General features: G+C 39.8%; 23 protein-coding genes. 6 read left to right on the top strand and 17 right to left on the bottom strand.

Annotation, left to right across the window (positions count from 1 at the left end):
• Positions 1-3: 3 nt before the first annotated feature.
• The 6 genes from E1I69_RS09845 to bcp all read right to left on the bottom strand — a co-directional run bounded on the left by E1I69_RS09845 (position 4) and on the right by bcp (position 6,015).
• Positions 4-714 (bottom strand): response regulator transcription factor, encoded by a 711-nt coding sequence (locus E1I69_RS09845; RefSeq protein ID WP_136379440.1) that lies wholly within the window; start codon positions 712-714, stop codon positions 4-6.
• Between the two features lie 714 nt (positions 715-1,428).
• Positions 1,429-2,448: a siderophore ABC transporter substrate-binding protein gene (locus E1I69_RS09840; protein WP_136379439.1), complete on the bottom strand. Its 1,020-nt coding sequence runs from the start codon at positions 2,446-2,448 to the stop codon at positions 1,429-1,431.
• A gap of 211 nt (positions 2,449-2,659) precedes the next feature.
• Positions 2,660-3,427, bottom strand: a complete 768-nt coding sequence (locus E1I69_RS09835; protein WP_136379438.1) for an iron ABC transporter ATP-binding protein — start codon at positions 3,425-3,427, stop codon at positions 2,660-2,662.
• Entirely contained in the window at positions 3,424-4,377 is a 954-nt protein-coding gene (locus E1I69_RS09830) for an iron chelate uptake ABC transporter family permease subunit (protein WP_136379437.1), read from the bottom strand. Before E1I69_RS09830 ends, E1I69_RS09835 begins: the two co-directional genes overlap by 4 nt.
• Entirely contained in the window at positions 4,367-5,320 is a 954-nt protein-coding gene (locus E1I69_RS09825; RefSeq protein WP_136379436.1) for an ABC transporter permease, read from the bottom strand. The genes E1I69_RS09830 and E1I69_RS09825 overlap by 11 nt, the downstream gene beginning before the upstream one ends.
• Before the next feature lie 224 nt (positions 5,321-5,544).
• Positions 5,545-6,015, bottom strand: a complete 471-nt coding sequence (gene bcp, locus E1I69_RS09820; RefSeq protein WP_136379435.1) for a thioredoxin-dependent thiol peroxidase — start codon at positions 6,013-6,015, stop codon at positions 5,545-5,547.
• A gap of 137 nt (positions 6,016-6,152) precedes the next feature.
• On the opposite strand from bcp, the gene E1I69_RS09815 reads away from it, so the two are divergent.
• Together E1I69_RS09815 and E1I69_RS09810 are read left to right on the top strand one after the other, a co-directional pair.
• The gene (locus E1I69_RS09815) at positions 6,153-7,439 is read left to right on the top strand and encodes a glutamate-1-semialdehyde 2,1-aminomutase (RefSeq protein WP_136379434.1); all 1,287 of its coding nucleotides are present in this window, start codon (positions 6,153-6,155) and stop codon (positions 7,437-7,439) included.
• Positions 7,440-7,849: 410 nt separating this feature from the next.
• Positions 7,850-8,929: an FUSC family protein gene (locus E1I69_RS09810; RefSeq protein WP_136379433.1), complete on the top strand. Its 1,080-nt coding sequence runs from the start codon at positions 7,850-7,852 to the stop codon at positions 8,927-8,929.
• Between the two features lie 18 nt (positions 8,930-8,947).
• Here E1I69_RS09810 and nikC read toward each other — a convergent pair whose 3' ends face one another.
• From nikC to E1I69_RS09765, 9 genes are all read right to left on the bottom strand, one after another.
• Positions 8,948-9,838: a nickel transporter permease gene (nikC, locus tag E1I69_RS09805; RefSeq protein ID WP_136379432.1), complete on the bottom strand. Its 891-nt coding sequence runs from the start codon at positions 9,836-9,838 to the stop codon at positions 8,948-8,950.
• 15 nt (positions 9,839-9,853) lie between these two features.
• On the bottom strand, positions 9,854-10,858 hold the full coding sequence (locus tag E1I69_RS09800; RefSeq protein WP_136379449.1) for an ABC transporter permease: 1,005 nt from the start codon (positions 10,856-10,858) through the stop codon (positions 9,854-9,856).
• Positions 10,859-10,942: 84 nt separating this feature from the next.
• Positions 10,943-12,577, bottom strand: a complete 1,635-nt coding sequence (locus E1I69_RS09795) for an ABC transporter substrate-binding protein (RefSeq protein WP_136379431.1) — start codon at positions 12,575-12,577, stop codon at positions 10,943-10,945.
• Positions 12,578-12,646: 69 nt separating this feature from the next.
• The gene (locus E1I69_RS09790) at positions 12,647-13,612 is read right to left on the bottom strand and encodes an ABC transporter ATP-binding protein (RefSeq protein WP_136379430.1); all 966 of its coding nucleotides are present in this window, start codon (positions 13,610-13,612) and stop codon (positions 12,647-12,649) included.
• Positions 13,584-14,600, bottom strand: coding sequence for an ABC transporter ATP-binding protein (locus tag E1I69_RS09785; RefSeq protein WP_136379429.1), 1,017 nt, complete (start codon positions 14,598-14,600; stop codon positions 13,584-13,586). The genes E1I69_RS09790 and E1I69_RS09785 overlap by 29 nt, the downstream gene beginning before the upstream one ends.
• 175 nt (positions 14,601-14,775) lie before the next feature.
• On the bottom strand, positions 14,776-16,527 hold the full coding sequence (locus tag E1I69_RS09780; protein WP_136379428.1) for an ABC transporter ATP-binding protein: 1,752 nt from the start codon (positions 16,525-16,527) through the stop codon (positions 14,776-14,778).
• Positions 16,528-16,793: 266 nt separating this feature from the next.
• Positions 16,794-17,324, bottom strand: coding sequence for a nucleoside tri-diphosphate phosphatase (gene ntdP / locus E1I69_RS09775; RefSeq protein WP_136379427.1), 531 nt, complete (start codon positions 17,322-17,324; stop codon positions 16,794-16,796).
• 178 nt (positions 17,325-17,502) lie between these two features.
• Positions 17,503-17,757, bottom strand: a complete 255-nt coding sequence (locus E1I69_RS09770; protein WP_136379426.1) for a YgaB family protein — start codon at positions 17,755-17,757, stop codon at positions 17,503-17,505.
• Positions 17,758-18,445: 688 nt separating this feature from the next.
• On the bottom strand, positions 18,446-18,622 hold the full coding sequence (locus tag E1I69_RS09765; protein ID WP_136379425.1) for a gamma-type small acid-soluble spore protein: 177 nt from the start codon (positions 18,620-18,622) through the stop codon (positions 18,446-18,448).
• A 183-nt stretch (positions 18,623-18,805) separates the two neighbouring features.
• Between E1I69_RS09765 and E1I69_RS09760 the strand changes: the two genes are divergently transcribed.
• Entirely contained in the window at positions 18,806-19,033 is a 228-nt protein-coding gene (locus tag E1I69_RS09760) for a cytosolic protein (RefSeq protein WP_136379424.1), read from the top strand.
• A gap of 13 nt (positions 19,034-19,046) precedes the next feature.
• On the opposite strand, the gene mutY is transcribed toward E1I69_RS09760, so the two are convergent.
• Positions 19,047-20,126: an A/G-specific adenine glycosylase gene (mutY, locus tag E1I69_RS09755; protein WP_136379423.1), complete on the bottom strand. Its 1,080-nt coding sequence runs from the start codon at positions 20,124-20,126 to the stop codon at positions 19,047-19,049.
• Between the two features lie 193 nt (positions 20,127-20,319).
• Here mutY and E1I69_RS09750 point away from each other — a divergent pair, with 193 nt between their 5' ends.
• From E1I69_RS09750 to E1I69_RS09740, 3 genes are all read left to right on the top strand, one after another.
• Positions 20,320-21,303 (top strand): metal-dependent hydrolase, encoded by a 984-nt coding sequence (locus E1I69_RS09750; RefSeq protein WP_136379422.1) that lies wholly within the window; start codon positions 20,320-20,322, stop codon positions 21,301-21,303.
• Positions 21,304-21,463: 160 nt separating this feature from the next.
• Entirely contained in the window at positions 21,464-21,622 is a 159-nt protein-coding gene (locus E1I69_RS09745; RefSeq protein ID WP_136379421.1) for a small, acid-soluble spore protein K, read from the top strand.
• Positions 21,623-21,720: 98 nt separating this feature from the next.
• The gene (locus tag E1I69_RS09740) at positions 21,721-21,873 is read left to right on the top strand and encodes a YpzG family protein (protein WP_116354056.1); all 153 of its coding nucleotides are present in this window, start codon (positions 21,721-21,723) and stop codon (positions 21,871-21,873) included.
• Between the two features lie 35 nt (positions 21,874-21,908).
• On the opposite strand, the gene E1I69_RS09735 is transcribed toward E1I69_RS09740, so the two are convergent.
• The gene (locus tag E1I69_RS09735) at positions 21,909-22,226 is read right to left on the bottom strand and encodes a YfhH family protein (RefSeq protein WP_136379420.1); all 318 of its coding nucleotides are present in this window, start codon (positions 22,224-22,226) and stop codon (positions 21,909-21,911) included.

The following is a 22,226-nucleotide window of genomic DNA, read 5'->3' as shown; positions in this document are numbered from 1 at the left end:
AGTCTATTTTTGGTCGACAAATTTATAGCCTAATCCTCTAATCGTTTTTATGTAAGTCGGTTTTTTTGGATTTTCCTCAAGCTTTTCTCGTAGCTTTGAGATATGGACATTGATTGTGTTGTCCTCCTCGCCGCCCATGTAATAATCATCCCATGCCCGTTCAAAGATTTGTTGTTTTGTATAAACCCTTCCCGGTGAACTCATTAATAGTTCAAGGATGCGATATTCGATTTTGGTGAGCGTTACTGTGGCATCTCCCTTAATAACCGAAAACGAGTTTTCATCTAAAACGATATCGCCTACTTTCAACTGGGGAGTTTCACTCGGGGTCACAGCCTCCTTCTTGTAGCTATAGCTTCTCCTTAGCTGTGCCTGAACCCGCGCAATTACTTCTAGTGGATTAAATGGCTTTGAAATGAAGTCATCGGCTCCAAGCCCAAGCCCTAAAATTTTGTCGTTATCGTCGTTCTTTGCAGAAATAATGATGATGGGGATATGCAGGTCCTGTCTTACTTTTTTAATAAGTTGGTAACCGTTAATGTATGGCATCATTAGGTCAACAAGCATAAGATCGATGTTTTCTGATTGAATGATTTGTAGTGCCTCTCGACCGTCAAAAGCTTCTAGGATTCTATGATTCTCCTTTTCCAAATAAAGACTAAGCAACTCTACAATCTCCGGCTGGTCATCCACGATTAAAATGGTACGTTTCATCCGAGTACCCCCTTCTTCCATACATTTTCCATTTTTATTTTCAGTATAGCAAAAATTAATAGAATCTTGGTGAATTTTTTGTGGGCTCTTTTAGGATGTTGGACTTTTACTAGGTTTATCCTGCAAGACCAGACCTGGGATACATGCTTTGCGTTTTTTCACCTAGGATGTAACGCTGGAATCTTTCTTGCGGGACAAGCTCTTCGGTTTTTCACCCTAGCATGTACCGCTGGACACTTCTTAAGGGACATGCTCTTCGATTGTGCACCTTAGCTTGTACCTTGAAACCCTTCTTGCGGTACATGCTCATCAGTTTTACCACCTTCTATGTACCACTAGACCCTTCTTGCGGTACATGCTTTTCGGTTTTACCACCTTGCATGTACCGCGAAACCCTTCTTGCGGTACATGCTCTTCGGTTTTTCACCCCGGCATGTACCACTGGATCCTTTTATCTCATGACTTTTGGAATTTATTTGAAAAAGCGTTGTAATAAAAACACTTTAAGCTATGACTTTTGGATACCATTGGAAATACTCATATCATAACCGATCTATTTCACATCACTTTTGGAAATTACTTCAAAACTCATGTCAAAACCTCACTACGCCACAACCACTAGAAACCCCCAACAACTTCAACCCATCCCAAACAAAAAAGCCGCCCAGATAATCAGTTTCAACTGACTTTCTGAACAGCCTTCATATCCAAACCTTATTTTAATTCAGCTACGATTTCTTCAATTTTGGCAAGCTCAGATTGTAAGCCGCCTCCGCTTAGGTACCATAGGACACCATCTAAATACACAATCTTTTTATTTTGATAGGCTTGTGTTTTTTGGATGATTTTATTTTCCATATCTTTATCGATGTTTGACTGTCCGCCTACTGCTGCTGTACGGTCGATCACAAATAAGACTTCTGGATCAAATTCAAGGATGGCTTCAAAGCCGAAGTTCGATCCGTGAGATGATGCTGCGATATCATCTGTAACTGGCGTAAAGCCGTAAATATCATAAATATAACCAAAGCGAGAGTTTTGTGCGAAACCAGATAATTTTCCTTCGTTGTACATCGTCACTAATGAAGTTTCATAGTTGCCAGATAAAGCTTTCACTTCTTCTAAAGCTGCATCGATTTTCGCAATTTGCTCTTTGGCTTCCGCTTCTTTATCAAACATTTTCGCTGCTACATCCACAGAAGCTAAAAATGTGTTCCAGTAGTCATCCTGAGAAGTTCCCACGAATACGACAGGAGCGATTTCACTCAATTCCTCATAATATGGTGCTTGTCGACCAGAAATGAAAATAACGTCTGGGCCAATTTCGGCAATATCTTCAAGCAATGGTTCTTTTAACGTACCGACATTTACATACTCATCGCTAGCATATTCTTCAAGGCTAGCTGGTAAGCTTGAATCTTGTGGAACTCCAACCACACCTTCAACACCAAGCGCATCTAATGTATCTAAGAATCCATAATCAAAAACAACCATATTTTCTGGCATAGCATCAAATGTTACATCTTCAAAGTTAACAGTCCCTGCTTCTTCACTTTCAGCTGATGTAGTTGTTGGAGAAACTGTCATCGGATATTGACCTGGTGCCTTATTTGTTGTTTGTTCTCCGGCCACATTATCATTCGTTTTTTCCTTTGTCGCCTCATCGTCATTCCCACATGCCGTAAGCCCTAACGACAGTGCTAAGACTGCACTTGCTATTTTCCATTTTTTCATGTATATACCTCTCCTTTTATGCATTATGTATTTTAATTAAAAATGAGAATCATTATCACTGATAACAATTCTCATTATAAAAGCATATCGTACTTCCGTCAATACGTTATAAACAAATTCTTTCAAAACTTTTATTCAGCACCGGAACAAAGTCTAAGAACGCCACATCCTGTGCCCTAAAAAAAGACCTAGAGACTTGATTCCCTAGATCCTATGCATGTGAATTAAAGTAGACGCAGATGCGACAGCCGTTTTGTTCCTGGATTGGAATATCCATATCGTAAATCTCACGTAAAGCATCTGAATTTATAATTTCATGGGTTGGTCCATTTTTAACCAACTTGCCGTTTTTCAATGCGACAATTCGATCTGAATACACAGAGGCAAAATTTATATCATGCAAGACGATGACAACGGTCTTGCCAAGCTCATCCACGAGTTTCCGCAAAATCTTCATAATTTGGACGGAGTGCTTCATGTCCAGGTTATTCAATGGCTCATCAAGCAACACATAGTCCGTGTCCTGTGCAATAACCATCGCAATAAACGCACGCTGTCTTTGACCACCTGATAATTCATCTAAAAAAGTATCTTGAATGTCGATTAAATTCATATATTCAAGAGCTTGATTAATGAATTTTTCATCTTCATCAGTAAGGCGACCTTTTGAATAAGGATAGCGCCCAAATGCAACAAGCTCACGAATCGTTAAACGGACATTTAAGTAGTTGGATTGCTTTAGAATCGAAACACGTTTTGCGAACTCAGATGACTTCCACCTTTTCACATTGTTTTTATCAAGTAAAACTTCACCCGTATCAGCATCTAATAATCGACTTACCATAGAAAGAAGCGTGGATTTACCTGCACCGTTCGGACCAATAAACGATGTAATTGTGCCCGGCTCAATGGTTACAGAGACATCTTCGACAACAGGCTTTTTCCCAAAATACTTCGATAATCCTTTGATCTCAATCATTGTGCTGACCTACTTTCTTTTAATAGTAAGAAAATGAAGTAAATACCACCAATAAAGTTAATGATGACACTTAATGTGGTACGTAATTCAAAGATATGTTCAACAAGAAACTGACCACCCACAAGGGCAATGATACTCATTAAGCTTGCCCCTAAAATTAATACCGAGTGTTTATAAGTAGTTAAAAATTGATAGGCTAGATTTGCCACAATTAAACCGAAAAATGTAATCGGACCCACTAGTGCAGTTGAGGTTGCGATTAACACCGATGATAGAATTAAAATGTTCATCACCATACGGTCATAATTGACACCAAGGTTCATTGCATTTTCACGGCCAAGTGACATGACATCCAACTTATCCATGATAAGGTATCCGTAAATAAAGGCAATAAGTAAAATACCAATTGCAATATATAAAAGCTCTGCCTTTACATTTGTAAAGGTTGCAAATAAGCGGCTTTGTAGACTTAAATATTCGACTGGGTCAATCATTACCTGTAAAAATGTAACTAGACTTCCTAATAGTGTTCCAATAATCATCCCAATTAATAGAAGCAAATAGATTGGATGCTTATCAGACCGGAAAAGGAATCTGTACAGGATGAGTGCAAATAACACCATCGCGATAATGGCTGCGCCAAAGTTTAAATACTTATTCAACACCCAAATCGACATTGACCCTGCAAAGAAATAGATTAAGGTTTGGACGACTTCATACATCGAGTCAAGCCCCATCATTGACGGAGTCAGAATCCGGTTTTGCGTAATCGTTTGGAATACAACCGTCGAATACGAAATCGCGATTCCGGTTACAATCATTGCCGTAACCCGAGTCATCCGTTTAGGGAAGGCATAATCAAATCCGCCTTTTAAATCATAAAATCCATATAGTAAAATACAAATAATGGCCAGAACGGCTAAGAGAATCAATTTTTTACTATTTCGCATATGCTCTCCCCCTAAACAACATGATTAAGAAGATTGCACTGCCGATTACTGCTACCGTCACATTGACTGGAATCTCGTACGGATGGACAATGACTCTGCCTAAGATATCGCAGATTAATAGAAATACAACCCCAAGTGCTGCTGTATGAGGAATTGTCTTCCGCAAATTGTCCCCTAAATAAAGTGAAACGATATTCGGTACAATTAATCCTAAAAATGGAATGACTCCAACTGTTAATACAACAGTTGTCGAAATAATAGCGACGAGGACAAGACCAATATTTAAAACAACTTTATAGCTTAGCCCAAGGTTTTTCGCAAAATCTTCACCCATACCTGCAACGGTAAATTTGTTCGCGAAAATATATGCCAAAATAACTGCTGGTATCGCGACATATAAAAGCTCATAACGACCTGCGATTACCAATGTAAAGCTTCCCATTAACCAGGATGAAATGTTTTGAATCAAGTCTGCTTCATATGCAAAAAATGTGGCAATGGATGATAAAATATTGCCGTACATAATCCCGATGAGCGGAACGAAAATAGCATCCTTAAATTTAATTTTATCTAATATTTGCATGAACAGGAGTGTACCTACTAAAGCAAATATAAAGCTAAAAATAATTTGTTGTGTATAGGACACATTTGTAAAGAACAGCATTGATAGTAAGATCCCAAGCTTTGCTGCATCTAATGTACCTGCAGTTGTTGGGGATACAAATTTATTTCTACTTAAGCTCTGCATAATTAATCCTGCAATACTCATCCCTGCTCCCGCTAAAATGATTGCCATTAAACGAGGAACTCGACTAATCAGGAAAATTTGTGTCTCATCTGATTCCCAATTGAGTAAATCCATCGGTGTAATATCAATAGCCCCAATAAATAACGAAATGAAGGAGAGAACAATGGCAGCGATTATTAACATCCATAGTCTCATTTAAAAATCCTCGTAAACATGTATTTTCTTAGTAATATAATTGAAAACGATTATCATTACTAATAACTTCATTATAAGTAAAGAATATTGTAAAATCAACCATCAAATAGGAAAACGAGTGGCTCCAATTAAGCCACCCGTAACGTTACGAAACGCTGTCCCCACTTGCCTTCTAGCGATACCCCGGTGAGGTGTCGGAAGCATTTTCACAAAAACTTCATAAATTAAGATAGATTTTCCTTTATGTATGCGAGTGCTTCCTCAACATGACCTTTAACGGAAACTTTACGCCATTCTTTTACGAGATTTCCTTCTTTATCAATGATGAAGGTTGAGCGCTCAATCCCCATGTATTCCTTGCCGAAGTTTTTCTTTAACTTCCAAACCTCATATTTTTCGGCTACTTCATGCTCTTCATCTACTAGTAATAAAAATGGCAGATCATATTTGTCGATGAATTTTTTATGGCGATCAAGTGAATCCGTGCTAACACCTAGTATGACAGTATCAAGCCCACCAAAGCTTTCGTGTGCGTCTCTGAAATCACAAGCCTCTGTTGTACATCCTGGTGTCATATCTTTTGGATAAAAATACAGGACTACATTCTTCCCTTTAAAATCTGCTAATGAAACGGTTTCTCCGTTGCTCGCCGTTGCAGTAAACTCAGGTGCTTTTTTTCCAACTTCAATTGTCATCTTTTTACCTCCTGTTTTTTTCCTATTAAGAATAGGTTACATAATTTCGAATAGATATACAAATAAACTGGATTTGTTCCAATTCAAATTAGTGCTAAAATAGATACGTTGAGTCAAAGCTAGGAGGATTAAAATAGATGAATCATTTAAAATCAGAAGAACTATACAGTGAAGCACTGGAACATATCGTCGGAGGTGTAAATAGTCCATCACGTTCGTATAAAGCGGTTGGCGGTGGTGCACCAGTGGCGATGGAACGTGCAAAAGGCGCTTATTTTTGGGATGTAGACGGAAATAAATACATAGATTATCTTGCTGCGTATGGTCCAATCATTACAGGTCATGCTCACCCACATATTACAGAGGCGATTACAAAAGCTGCTGAAACTGGTGTTTTATACGGAACTCCAACACCACATGAAGTGAAGTTTGCAAAGATGCTGAAGGAAGCTATCCCGGGAATGGACAAAGTACGTTTTGTCAACTCTGGAACGGAAGCAGTGATGACGACAATTCGTGTCGCTCGTGCTTATACAAATCGAACAAAGATCATCAAATTTGCTGGCTGCTATCATGGGCATTCCGACCTTGTACTAGTTGCTGCAGGTTCAGGTCCTTCAACACTTGGAACTCCTGATTCTGCCGGTGTTCCAAAGAGCATCGCCCAAGAGGTAATCACTGTTCCATTCAATGACATCGAACCATTTAAAGAAGCCCTTGCTAAATGGGGCTCAGAAATCGCGGGCGTTCTTGTTGAACCAATCGTTGGGAACTTTGGTATCGTGGAACCGAAGGAAGGCTTTTTAGAGCAAGTACTTGAGCTTTCCCATGAGGCTGGTGCACTCGTTATTTTTGATGAAGTCATTACAGCGTTCCGCTTTATGTATGGTGGTGCTCAAAATCTATTAGGGATTACACCTGACTTAACTGCGCTTGGAAAAATTATTGGCGGTGGACTCCCAATTGGTGCATACGGTGGGAAAAAGGAAATCATGGAACAGGTTGCCCCACTAGGCCCTGCCTATCAAGCTGGTACGATGGCTGGAAACCCCGCATCCATGCTTTCAGGAATCGCGTGTCTCGAAGTCCTTCAAGAAGAAGGCTTGTACGAAAAACTAGATCAACTAGGTGCGATACTTGAAGAAGGAATTCTTAAATCTGCTGCTACCTACAATGTGCCAATTACAATTAATCGATTAAAAGGTGCATTCACTGTTTTCTTTACAGAGGAAAAAGTTGAAAACTATGAGCAAGCTGAGAATACAGACGGAGAAATGTTTGGCCGCTTCTTTAAATTGATGCTGAGCCAAGGCATTAACCTGGCCCCTTCCAAATATGAAGCATGGTTCCTCACCATTGCCCATACGGAAGAAGATATTGAGGAAACATTAAAAGCAGTCGAATATGCGTTTAAGAATCTTTAAAATGAGTTGCAGAACCTGCCTGGTGGCAGGTTCTTTTTAATTTTGGAGTGTTGATATCGTCGGGAATTGCGCTTTAGTTTCGGGGAATTGCGCTTTAGCGAGTGGGAATTGCGCTTTAGTTTTGATATTTGCGCGTTATTCTTGGGAATTGCGCTTTATTTTTGATATTTGCGCTTTCCACGAGTTGTTTGCGTCTCGGACCACGGATTTGCGTCTTTCTCTCAATATTTGCGTCCCAGTCAACCGATTTGCTTCTCCATTTCAATATTTGCTTCTTTATCCACCTTTCAACTAGGACATGTTTCCCTTGCTATACGCATAAAATCATTGTATGATACTGTATTGGTTTAGATTATGCAGAAAAAGCTAAGTATAAGAAAACAGCTTTTTTATAGAAAGGATTCGAAAAAATGAAATTTGGTGCCCGCATGCTAAAAACGGGAATTGCCATCACACTTGCATTAATGTTAGCGAAGCTTTTGGAGTTGCCTTCGCCAGTATTTGCCGGGATTGCTGCTGTTTTTGCGATTCAGCCTTCAATTTACCGGTCTTATTTAACGGTGATTGAACAGGTTCAAGCAAATGTTATTGGCGCGATTTTTGCCGTTTTATTTGGATTATATTTTGGCAATAATGCATTTATCATCGGACTTACCGTCGTTCTTGTTATCGCAATTAACCTTAGGTTTAAAATGGAAAAAACTATCTCAGTTGCGATCGTAACGGTGATCGCGATTATGGAAAGTCCGAGCGAACAGTTCGTTCAGTTTGCCAGTTTAAGATTCCTCTCCATTTTACTGGGTATCCTATCTGCATTTGTCGTCAATCTCGTTTTTCTCCCACCAAAATATGAGAAAAAACTATATGACGCAATTGTCGAGCAATGTGAAGAAATCTTTAAATGGGTGCGAGTCAGTACAAGGCATGCTTCTGAGTATAATACATTAAAAGATGATATCGATAAAATTAAAGAAAACATCATTCAAATTGATCAGCTCTTTCTCCTTTATAAAGAAGAACGGAATTATTTTAAAAAAGTGGAATATGAAAAGTCTAGAAAGCTTGTTTTGTTCCGACAAATGATTACTTGCACAAATCGAGCGTTGGATACACTTAAAAAATTGCACAGACATGAAAATGAACTGCAGGAATTGCCGATTCCGTTTCAACAATTATTCGTAAAAGAAATCGATGATCTCCTCCATTTTCATGAGCAAATCTTGTTAAAATTTGTGGGTAAGGTGAAGGTTCAGGCTCCTGATGAGTTAATGGAGGATTTTTCATTCGATCGAAAAAAAGTAATTGATACATTGTTCGCGCAACACCGACCAGGCGATGAAGAACATGAAGAAGCCTGGTACCATTTGATGACACTCGTTTCAGCCATCTTCGAATACTCGGAACAACTCGAGCGATTGGATACGTTGGTAGATAGCTTTCAAAGTTTCCACAACGAAGTGATTGTGGAGGAAGCAAATAAAAACAGCTAACACGAGTTAGCTGTTTTTCTATTGCTTCATTTTCGGATCTAGTGCATCCCGTAACCCGTCACCCATTAAATTAAATCCAAGCACGGTTAGCATGATGGCGATTCCCGGAAAAATCATCGTCCACGGGGCCTGGGTTAGGTAATTCTTTGAATCCGCAAGCATCTTCCCCCATTCGGGATTTGGTGGCTGTGCTCCCATTCCTAGAAAGCCAAGTGCGGCTGCTTCAATAATGGCTGTTGCAATTGCCAGGGATGCCTGGACGATAATCGGCGCCATACTATTTGGCAAGATATGTTGAAATAAAATTCTCCGATCTTTCATTCCTACGGCCCGGGCCGCGGTAATATATTCTTCTTCTTTGACACTTAGCACCCTCGATCGAATCAATCTTCCGAAGTTTGGCACATTAATGATCGCAATAGCAATTAACGCATTGCGCAGAGATGGTCCAAGAATCGCAACAATGGCAAGTGCTAGTAAGATACTTGGAAATGCGAGTAAAATATCAAACACACGGCTAATTAAGTTATCTACCCAGCGACCGTAATATCCTGCAAGAATGCCGAGCAAGCTTCCAACAATGGCTGAACCTAATACCGCAAAAAATCCAACCCGCAATGAAATTCGCGCTCCATAGATGATTCTTGATAAGATATCCCTTCCAAAATCATCGGTTCCAAGCCAATGTTCACTGGATGGCGGCTGTAGGCGATTAGCCAAGTTTTTATCATCAATCCCCTGAGGAGCGATGAGCGGTGCAAAAATGGCAAGAATGATAAATAAAAAAACAATACAAGTCCCAACAAGGGCTAATTTATTTTTACAAAAGCTTCGCCACGCTTCCTTCCATGGAGACACAGCCTCATCCCTTTTTTTCAAAGGTAGGTCTGATTGTGCTAACTCTGCCATCTTCTCCCCCCCTTCCTAGCGATATTTAATTCGCGGATCTATCACCGCATATAAAAGGTCAACGATTAAATTAATAAAAACAAAGAAGGTCGCAACCACTAAAATCCCTGACTGAATCACCGGGTAGTCGCGGTAATTAATAGCTTCATAAATATACCTTCCAATTCCAGGCCAGCCAAAAATGGTTTCCGTTAGGATCGCTCCTCCAAGCAATAAACCGGTTTGCAAACCGATGACCGTTAAAACAGGGATAACTGCATTTTTCAAAGAGTGCTTGTACACAACCCAGAACATCTTCACTCCCTTTGCACGTGCTGTTCGTACAAAGTCTGACCGCATGACTTCAAGCATGCTTGAGCGAGTGATCCGTGCAATTATTGCCATTGGAATAGTGGCTAGCGCAAAACTTGGGAGTATTAAATGCTTTAAAACAGTTACAAATTGGTCGGTTCTCCCGTTTAGTAATGTATCAATTAAATAAAGGCTTGTGACCGAGTCAACCGGGTCACGCACATTTTCCCTGCCCGTCGTTGGCAGTAAATCTAGTTGCAGTGCAAACGCCCATTGCTCCATTAAACCTAACCAAAAAATAGGCATGGACACACCAATTAAAGCGAGGACCATTGCAATGTAATCGAACCATGAATTTTGAAACCAAGCACTTATGATACCTGCGTTAACGCCTATTACAATTGCAATAATCATCGCAACAATGGTTAACTCAATTGTAGCTGCGAGATATGGCCAAATCTCTGCACTTATAGCTGTCTTGGTCCGGATGGATTCCCCTAAATCACCAGTCAAAAGCCCCTTTATATACTCGAAATATTGAATGTACAACGGTTGATCCAGTCCCAGTTTTGTGGTTAATGCGGCAATGGATTCCGCTGTAGCGCGCTGGCCAAGCATGATTTGTGCCGGATTTCCAGGGATTAGGTGAATAATGGAAAAGACTACAAGTGTCATGCCAATCAACACTGGGATGACCATTCCGATTCTTCTAAGCGTATATGTGAACAAGGTTATCACCCCTTTTGTTTGAAAAATAGACACCAAAGAGGAGTAATGAAACTCCCCTTTGACATGTCACAAACCCTCAATTTCTTATTCGAACTCAACCTTCGTTAAAATATCTGATCCAGTTGGGTGTGGAAGTAATCCTTTAAGATTCTTCTTTCCAGCCAATAATGGTGTTGAGTGAACAAGTGGCGCCCATGGAGAGTCCTCATGGATGATTTCCTGTGCTTTTTTGTATAGTTCATTACGTTGCTCTTGATCAGGAATGGTTTGAGCTTCGATTAAAATGTCGTGAAGCTCATCATTGCTGTAAAATGAATAGTTATTGCTTCCGATGCTGTCCTTATCCAATAAGGTGTATATAAAGTTATCAGGATCCCCATTGTCCCCAGTCCAACCAAGCATATAAGCATCAAATTCACCTTTAACCGCTTGCTCTAAATACGTCCCCCAGTCAACCGTTTTAATTTCCGCTTTCACACCAATCTCTGCAAAGCTGGATTGGATGACTTCTGCTACTTTCATTCCATCAGGCATATATGGACGAGGTACCGGCATTGCCCATAGATCCATTTCAAATCCATCAGGGAAACCTGCCTCAGCTAATAACTCCTTCGCCTTATCTAGATCATAAGGATATGGTTCAATCTCATCATTGTAGCCTTCTAATGCTGGTGGAAGTGGATTTTTTGCCGGCTCTGCAAGTCCACCATAAAATGCTTCAATAATTCCTTCTTTATCAATCGCGTGGTTCAGTGCTTGACGAACAAGTTTATTATCGAATGGAGGTCTATTAACCGTAAAACCTAAATATCCCACGTTCATAGAAGGACGTTCAAATGTTTGAAGATCCGGATTTCCCTGAATTTGTTCAAGATCAGATGGGTTTACTCCATCCATTAAATCGATTTCGCCAGCAAGCAATGCATTTAAACGTGCAGAGTTTTCTGGAATTGATCTAAAAATGATTTTTTCTAACTTCGGATAGCCTTCCATCCAATAATCTGGATTCTTTTCTAACGTAATTCTGTCGTTTTCTTTCCATTCGACAAATTTGAAAGGACCCGTACCTACTGGGTTCTTCATAAAATCATCCCCATACTTCTCAAGCGCATCCGGACTCGCTATACCAAATGGAGACATCGCTAAGTTCTTTAAGAAAGGTGCTTGCGGACGATTTAGCGTGAATTTTACCGTAAAATCATCTTCTGCTACTACCTCTTTAATTACGTGGCCTTCATCTCCTTTAAAACCACCAAACATGGTGTAGTAAGGGAATTGATCGGCATCTCCATTCATCCAACGCTCGAAGTTCTTTACAACTGCGTCCGCATTAAAATCCGTTCCATCATGGAACTTAACGCCCTCACGCAGTTTCAATGTATATTCAAGACCATCGTCGGAAGGTGTCCATTCTGTTGCCAGACCTGGTTGTAAGGTTGTATCTTGCTCTCCATAATTAATTAACGTTTCAAAAATATTCACTGTAACCTTAAAAGTTTCCCCTTCTGTTGTTGTAATCGGATCTAAAGACACCGAGTCCCCACCGCGCCCGAATACAAGCTCAGTTTGTACCTCTGCTGATGGTGTTTCTCCTGTTGGCTTTTCTCCCTCATTCGGACTTTCATTTCCTTTTTCACTTCCTCCATTACAGCCGACTAAGGCTGTTGACACTAGGAGTAGGAATAGAAACGAGAGTAATACCCCTTTTCTCTTAAACAACAAAATTCCCCCTTAAAAGCTTTATTTTTTATCATGATTGTTGCGAGTCGCTCCATTAAGAAACGTCTATTAATAGAGATGACAAGCAACATAATGACCGTCTTCCACTTCCTTAAACTCTGGACGTGTCGTTTTGCAAATCTCCATGCAGCTCCGGCATCTTGTGTGAAACGCACAACCTGCAGGTGGATTGGAGGGACTTGGTATCTCTCCGGTAATGCCTGCTGTCTCTTTTTTATATTCTGGGTCCGGAATTGGTACCGCTTCCAATAATGCTTCTGTGTATGGATGAAGAGGTTTATTATACAGCTTTTCGCTTTCTGTCAATTCTATGATTCTTCCTAAATACATCACACCCACTCTATCACTTATATGCCGGACTACCCCTAAATCATGTGCAATAAATATATAGGTCAAGCCATATTTCTCCTGTAAATCTTCCATGAGGTTTAATACCTGTGATTGAATCGAGACATCGAGTGCAGAAACAGGCTCATCTGCAATAATTAGAGATGGATTGGTCATTAACGCCTTTGCAATCCCAATGCGTTGACGCTGACCTCCGCTAAATTGGTGCGGATAGCGCTTCGCATGATAACTACTTAAACCGACAACCTCTAGCATTTCTCGTACTCTGCGTTTTCTTTCCTTTTTGTCGCCAATCCCATGAACAATCAGGGGTTCCTCTAGTATTTTTTCGACTGTATGTCTAGGATTAAGGGACGCATATGGGTCCTGAAAAATGATTTGCATATCACGCCTTAGCTTTCTCATCTCAGGTTTTGTTAGATTCGTAACATCCTTCTCATTAAAAAGAACCTGGCCTTCTGTTGGTTCCAAAAGCCGTAAAATCAGTCGTCCCGTTGTGGATTTTCCACATCCACTTTCCCCAACGATTCCTAATGTTTCACCCTTATTCACAAAAAAGGAAAGCCCGTCAACCGCCTTTACGTCTCCTATCTTCTTTCCAAACACGCCTCCCTGGATTGGAAAATACTTTTTTAAGTTATGGACTTGTAGTAAAGGTTGTGTCATGATTGCTTTCCTCCTCTCCAACCTGTAAAAAACAACGAACACGGTGCCCGTTATCATCGACATTGTAAAGCTCAGGATTATTTATAAAGCAGCTATCAAACGCATACTCACAGCGTTCTGCGAATCGACACCCCTGTTTAATGGAACCTGGCTTTGGCACATTCCCCGGAATGGAATAAAGTCGCTCATTTTTATTGCGGATGTCGGGTACTGATTTTAATAAGCCTTTCGTATATGGATGCTTAGGATTTTTAAAAATGGACGAGACTTTCCCTTCTTCTACAATCTTTCCGGCATACATAACAACGACTCGCTCGCAAATTTGCGCAACCACACCTAAATCATGGGTGATCAACATGATCGCCGTATTCATTTCATCGTTTAATTTTTTCATCAGCTTTAAAATCTGGGATTGGATCGTGACGTCTAAAGCTGTCGTAGGCTCATCGGCAATTAATAGTTTTGGATTACAGGCCATAGCCATTGCAATCATTACTCTTTGCCGCATCCCCCCTGAAAGTTGGTGTGGGTAATCGTTCATTAATTCTTCTGCACGTGGAAGACCGACCCGTTTCATGATTTCAATTGCCCTTGCTCGTGCTTTTTTCTTATCCCATTTCATATGAATCTTGATTCCCTCTACCATTTGATCCCCAATCGTAAACAGAGGATTGAGAGATGTCATCGGTTCCTGGAAGATCATTGCAATGTCGTTCCCTCTAATTTGGCGCATCCTTTTCTCAGAGAAATGAACAAGATTTTCACCATTAAAAACAATTTCGCCTCCCACAATCTTTCCAGGAGGAGTTGGAACTAGTCCCATTATGGATAACGATGTGACACTCTTTCCGCATCCTGATTCTCCGACTACTCCCAAAATTTCTCCTTCGTTTATATGAAAATCAACATCGTCAACTGCTGGTATTTCCCCTTCATCAGTAAAGAAAGAGGTACGGAGCCCCTTCACCTCGATAATTTTATCCCCCATCCATTCCACCTGCCTTTACAAGAAGTTTTATTAACAAGTTGTCTTAATTATTACTTCAATGTAAAAAAAGGCTTCGAGATTTGAAGGGATTTTTCCGCTATTATCCGACACCATTTCCCTGGAAATAACAAAAATTGTCGAATAAAAAAGACACGGAAATGGATATCCGTGTCTTTTAATCATCTAATTGTTGAACCTGGAATAAGTCGTAATAATGTCCTTTTTTGCTCATTAATTCTGAATGTGTCCCGATTTCGACGACTTCTCCGTGTTCAATGAGGACAATTTTATCTGCATGTGTGATCGTTGATAATCGGTGTGCCACGATGAAGGTAGTTCGATTTTTAGCAAGTTCCTCTAGTGATTCCTGAATTAGATGTTCACTCTCAAGGTCCAATGCAGAAGTGGCTTCATCCCAAATCAATAATGGCGGATTTTTTAAGAATACACGAGCAATCGCAATCCTTTGTTTTTGTCCACCTGATAGCTTGACGCCTCTTTCTCCTACTTTTGTATCATAGCCTTGTGGTAGATTTTCGATAAATTCATGGGCATTTGCCGCCTTAGCTGCTTCAATAATCTCCTCGTCAGTTGCTCCTGGTTTACCAAGTAGAATATTATGCTTAACCGATTCACTAAATAAAAAAGTATCTTGATGAACCATTCCGATTTTATCGCGGAGGCTTCTTACCTTATAGGAGCGGATATCCGTTCCATCTAAAAGAATCCTTCCATCTGTCACATCATAAAACCTTGAAATTAAGCTAACGAGTGTCGATTTTCCGCCACCACTCATTCCAACCAAGGCAACGGTTTCGCCGCTTTTAATATCTAAATTGATATCCTTCAATACAATTTGATCATCGTCATCATCCCCATAGGAGAATGAAACATTTTCAAACTTCATATTTCCGGATACATTTTTACATTCAACTGCATTTGGTGCATCGACGATATCATATTTTTCATCAATAAACTCAAAGACACGGTCCATTGACGCGAGTGCCTGTGTTAACGTTGTCGATGAGTTCACGAGTCGTCTTAACGGATTATAAAGTCGGTCTATATACGCAACAAACGCAACCAATGTACCAACTGTTAAATCTCCTTGAATGACCTGATATCCAGCATACCCAATCACAAGAAGTGGTGCGATATCCGTAATGGTGTTCACAACAGCAAAGGTTTTCGCATTCCAGTTTGTGTGGTCTAATGCCTTCTGTAGAAAATTACTGTTTTGCTTGTCAAAAAGCTTTTGTTCATGATCTTCAATTGCAAAGCTACGGATAACAGGAATCCCTTGAACCCGTTCATGAAGATACCCTTGCACCTCTGCTAGCGCTTGTGAGCGAGCACGTGTCAGATGACGAAGTCTACCATAAAAATACTTAATGGAAAATCCATAGAGTGGGAACAAAATGATAGACACGATAGTTAATGGAACATCCAATGTCAGCATAATACCTATTGCGATAAAGATGGTAAAAAGATCCAACCACAGGTTCATCAATCCTGTGATAACAAAGGTCTTTGTTTGCTCCACATCATGAATAACCCTTGAGATCACTTCACCCGCTCTTGTGTTGGCATAATACCGTAGACTGAGCTTTTGAATATGATCAAACAGCTGGTCACGGATATCATATAGAATTTTAGTGCCGACCCATTGCGCATAATATTGCCGATAGTATTCGACAGGTGGTCGCAGTACAAGAAAAATAAAGAACATGATTCCCATTGCGAGGAAAAGCTTTGATAGTTTTTCATCCTGCGTAATATCTGCTGCGATGACATCATCCAATACATATTTCAGTAACAATGGTGTTAGCATCGGAATCGAAAATTTTATAATCCCAATGATGATTGTAATCAATATTTGAAACCGGTACGGCTTCACGAATTTCATATAACGTCTAGTACTCCCCAAACCCCTGACCTTCCTTCAAGTTGTGTTCTTAAAAAATGTTAAAACCTGTTGCTTATTTTCAACAGGTTTTATTAATCAAATACGCCAATGCGTATTTGCGCCCAGATTTTTTAGGCCCACATGATGTGGGTCACAAAGACGTTGCCACAGGAAGTGGCGTTCTTAGTCTTAGATCCCATGCTCGAAAAGTTACCTTTGAAAATCTGTGGCATCCGCCGGAGGCTTAACTTTATTAAGCAGAGGTTGGGGACTTCTGATTAATAAAGTTAGCTTCGATAAGTTAAATAGCGCTCATACCAAATATCTATAAAGTCTGGTGCGAATGGACCTTTTCGGCCACGAATCCATTGGATCAGCTTGTCTACATTATTTTTTAAAATCTTATCGATTACATCTGGATAATTCATTTCACGACGATGTTTTTCATATTCATCCTCATCTAGCAGGATAAATGTCATATCTGGAAAAACCTTAATATCCAAATCATAATCAATATATTTCAACGCTTCGTCATCGGATATGAATGGAGAACTGATGTTGCAATAATAGTACACTCCGTCCTCACGTATCATTCCAATAATATTAAACCAATGGCGCGCATGGAAATAACATATGGCCGGTTCACGTGTAATCCAAGTACGACCGTCGGATTCAGTCACGGTTGTGCGATCATTTCCGCCAATTACAAGGCTCTGTGTTCCTTTTAGCACTCTCGTTTCTTCCCACACACGGTGAATATGGCCATTATGTTTATAACTATGGATTTGTATTTTATCTCCTTCCATGGGAATACCCATTTTCTCTCCCTACTTTCACTTTGGGCAGCTTTGTCTTATACATATTCAAATTTCATTTATGAAATCTCCCGTATCGAAAGTATAAAAACAAAGAAAAACCTTTTTCTATTATTATAACGGTTCAACTAGTATTTTAAAACAAAAGAGCCATCGGAAATTTTCGATGACCCCTCTTTGTTTAGACTGTTTGATGCATTTTACCCTGATAGGATTGGATGACTTCTTCGGTTTGTTTTTGAAATAAGTCATGAATTTGCACAAGTTCTTCCTGCATACGTTTAATCTCTTCTTGTATCGTTTCGAGCTCTGTTTCTTTTTGAAGTTCTAAAATTTGAGACTCAAGTTCCTGGCATCTCTCAATTTCGGATTGAATGAAAAGTAGCTTGTCCATTGTTTTTAATTGTTCACCAACAAGGTCATTAAAATTGCTCATCTTGTTATCCTCCTATTGTCTATGAACCATCATTATTATTGTTATAACCTATTATTTCTTTAAATAGACTTAATTTCCTTTGTCTTTGTATGTAGGAATATAGGAGGTTTTGTCAGAACAGAAGGAAAAATTTTTTCATGGTTTATGAAGGACATTTTAGAGGAGGTAGTTCTCGCGGCGGAATGGTCTTCTTACCGCTTATGAAGAACTTTTCGAGCATGCTTCCTCGCCGGAATGGTTTTCATCCCTCTTATGAAGACCATTTCAGGCAATTTCCCTCGCCGAATTGGTCTTCATCCGGCTTATGAGTACCATTTTAGGCAATTTTCCTCGCCGAATTGGTCTTCATCCAGCTTATGAATACCATTTTAGGCAATTTCCCTCGCCAGAATGGTCTTCATCCCTCTTATGAAAACCGTTTCTGGCATATTCCCTCGCCGAATTGGTCTTCATCCCTCTTATGAAAACCGTTTCTGGCATATTCCCTCGCCGAATTGGTCTTCATCCCTCTTATGAATACCATTTCAGGCAATTTCCCTCGCCAGAATGGTCTTCATCCCTCTTATGAAGTACATTTCAGTCAATTATCCTCGCCAGAATGGTATTCATTCCATAGAGCACCCAAAAAAAACACTTCCAGCCGAATTCCTGGAAGTGTTTTTCCTTAAGTATCAATATCTTGATTATGTTAGCCTTGTCCTTTGTTAGACTGAGACTTTTGGTTTTGACGTCTTACTTCTTGAGCGTTTGTTTCGCTAGCAAACTCAGTACCGAATTGACCACCAGCACCTTGAGATTGAGCGTTTTGTTGTCTTACTTGCTCAATGTTTGTTCCAGCTGAAGATTTGTTTGGTTGTTTAGCCATTATTATCACCTCCACGACCATTAATTTGTCCCAGATGCGATATTAATATCCCTAAAAAAATATATTTGATTTTTAGGATAATTTTTCTACAATTGGATAATCTTATTATGAACAAAGGAATTAGCAGTGAGGGTTCAATTAGTGAGACTTTTTGAACACCCATCAAAAGGAGGGTAATTGAAGATGTATTCTGGTCGTGACATGACTCATTTATCAATGATCCCAAAAAATGAATGGAAGGAAAGCGAATTAGCTTTTTTCCACCATTCCTTTCAACAAATTGTTCCATATTTAAATGCGGAGGGGCAGTCCCTTCACCGCGAAATCATCCAAGAAATCGAGGCTAGAGGCGGTTTCCATCGTAACAATGACTACACGAGTGATATTAGGATGTCGTACGACACTGAATGAAAAAAGAGCTTTCTCATCGATTGAGAAAGCTTTTTAATATTTTTTGATGGGAGACAGGGAATGTATACTCCTCCAACTCCTTTAAACTAACCAGTTTTAAAGTATTTGTTTCTGCTACGGATCCTTCTATTTTCCCTTCAAAAACCGTGATATTCCAAATTAAATGGGAAAACACATGTTGAATCGTTGTAAAGGCTTGTCCAATTTTTGCATCAACTTCATATTCCCTTTTTAAAAATTCACCTAACTGTTCTTTAGGCGCTTGGAGGTCTAAAATTGTTTCGTGATTTGGAAACTCCCATAAATTTGCTAAAAGTCCTTTTTCCGGACGTTTATGAATGATCAATCGACCCTCTTCGTCCTGTAAAACAACTGCTGCCATTGAAACAGCGGTTGGTGCTTTTTTCTTACTTTTGACAGGGAGTTCTTTTTGGACACCCTCCGCAAAAGCTTTGCAATGTTCACGAACCGGGCATAATAGGCAGGCGGGGTTTCCAGGAACGCAAATTAATGCACCTAATTCCATTAAAGCCTGATTAAAAGCAGATGGATTTTCTTTTGAAATCAGTTCTCTTACAATGTCTTCAAACAGCTGGCGGGTTTTCGGTTTTGCAATGTCATCCCAGACGGATAAGATCCTCGAAAGAACACGCATCACATTCCCATCGACGGCAGGCTCAGGGACTCCATACGCAATACTTAAAATAGCTCCAGTTGTGTACGGGCCGACACCTTTTAGACTTGAAATTTCCTCAACTGTGTTAGGAACTTTGCCACCATACTCTTGCGCCACTTCTTTAACTGCTGCATGTAGGTTTCTCACCCGTGAATAATAGCCCAAGCCTTCCCATGCTTTGAGAACTTTTTCTTCGTCAGCATCTGCAAGTGCCTCAATTGTCGGAAACTTGGAAATGAAATTCTCAAAGTATGGAATGACAGTATCGACTCTTGTTTGTTGCAGCATGATTTCAGAAACCCACACTTTATACGGGTCTTGATCCTGTCTCCAAGGAAGATCCCTTTGTTCGTTTTCAAACCATCCAATTAAATCCTTTCGGAATTCATTTATCGAAAAATTTTCTAACATTTTCATTAATTTTTACCATTCCCTCTCACAAGGTGTTATTATTATCAAAAACGCCTTAACGTTTACTGCTTGAGATATTTCATTTTTACCCATATTCAGCATAAGTCCACAACTGCTGAATAAAGATATCATAATTTATTTAAATAAATGATTTTGGTTACATTAATCTTAGACACGTATGGAAAAGGAGGTCCCATTTTTGGACACAGGCACACATATTGTTATGGGTCTTGCGTTAGGTGGTATCGCCACACTCGACCCAGTTGTAACAGCCAACCCCGCTACTACACATGCTGTTCTATTTGGAACGTTAATTGGTTCACAGGCACCAGACCTTGATACCATACTTAAATTGCGTAACAATGCAAATTATATAAAAAATCACCGTGGAATCACACATTCCATTCCGGCCGTGCTGCTGTGGCCACTTTTAATCACAGGCGCTCTTTATTTCTTTTTCCCAGAGACTAACCTTCTGCATCTCTGGATGTGGACCTTTATTGGTGTAATCCTCCATGTGTTTGTCGATATTTTTAATGCATATGGAACACAGGCCTTACGTCCATTTTCACATAAATGGGTGGCTCTAGGCGTTATCAATACATTTGATCCATTTATTTTCTTGCTTCATCTAGCAGGGATTATTGTTTGGAAGCTTGGCTTACATCCAGGCGTTACCTTTTTCTCGGTTTATGCAATCCTGTTTGTCTATTATATCATCCGTTTTCGAATGCGAAATAAGGTCGAGTCAGGGGTTCGTGCTAAAATCGATGAAGATATTACTGAAATCATCATTTCGCCAACATATCGCTTTAATCAATGGCATATTGCGGTTGTGACTGAAAAATATTTTTATGTGGCACGCTCCAAAAATAATGAAATAATCCTTCAGGACCAATTTGTAAAGCGCCCAATTCCTGATACTCCAGTTGTGAACGCGGCGAAAAAAGACAAGAACTTGGCAGCCTTTCTTCACTTCTCACCCGTCTATCGTTGGGAAATCGACGAGTATGATGATTACTATGAGGTTCGCTTTATTGATCTTCGTTATCGAAGCAAAGGGCATTATCCATTTGTTGCGATCGTTCAGTTAGACCTTGATTTAAACATTGTTACATCCTATACTGGCTGGATTTTTAGTGAAGAAAAGCTTCGTAAAAAGCTTGAGCTTCTTCCAAACTAACCAATTTTCCCCATAACAAAGGTTGTTATGGGGATTTCCATTAATTCACGTTTTCCTTTTTACATGTTAAGAAGGCATGAACTCCATACTAGTAATACGTGTTTAAAGGTGATGGTTCCCTTTTTACACGATGTCCAAATGCCCTTTAGGAGGTATTCGTATGCGAAACAAAGAACGAGGATTCCCAAATCAGAATCGTAATAAGTTTCAGGGTGAGCCTAGAGCAAAGGCTGAATACGCTTCAACAAGAGCAGATGGTTCCATTAACACACATCCACAGGAGCGAATGAAAGCTTCAAGTGAACGACACGATTTTTAAAATCACCTAACCTTCAAAGATTTTAGAAGAAAAGTTTTTCATTCATGAAAGACTATGATCACCACTTGCTGTGGGGCCTAAAAATGGAGGTGCGTGTAATGGGTAAAAAAGGATATAAACGTAATGAATACAACAATCCGTTCCAACAAGCATGGGCTAATCCGAAACATGCTTGGGCACAGGTGAATGGAGAAACAAGATTAACCCAAAACCTCATTATATTGGAGCGAGAGACTAGAAAACGCTCCTAGTACATCGAAAACCAGAGAGATCCTTCTCTCTGGTTTTAGTTTTTAAGAAGTAATGAAATTGGTAATGCCTCTTCTTTGTCCTCTTGACCGACACGGTGCCCCCATGCAAATACACCGTTGAGGTAATGAATTTTAAAATAACTGCCAGGGTCGCCATCAATTTCATATTCTTCCCCTTTATTAAAATCCGCTGGATTTAGCATATATGCCTTAGCCATCGCTGCTTTACGTTCAAGGACAGCAAGCTCATTTACAATTCCGAGCTGTTCGGCTTTACGTGCTTGTTCTTTTAAGTTTGCAATTTCTTGTCTTAATTCAAATTCTGTCATTTGACTATATCGTTTTTCTTGCAT

It is taken from the genome of Bacillus timonensis (genome assembly GCF_004799755.1).
In the GTDB taxonomy this organism is placed as follows: Bacteria; Bacillota; Bacilli; order Bacillales; family Bacillaceae_L; genus Ferdinandcohnia; species Ferdinandcohnia timonensis_A.
The sequence above is the reverse complement of the archived record's forward strand: the minus strand, read 5'-3'. Positions and strand labels throughout refer to the sequence as shown.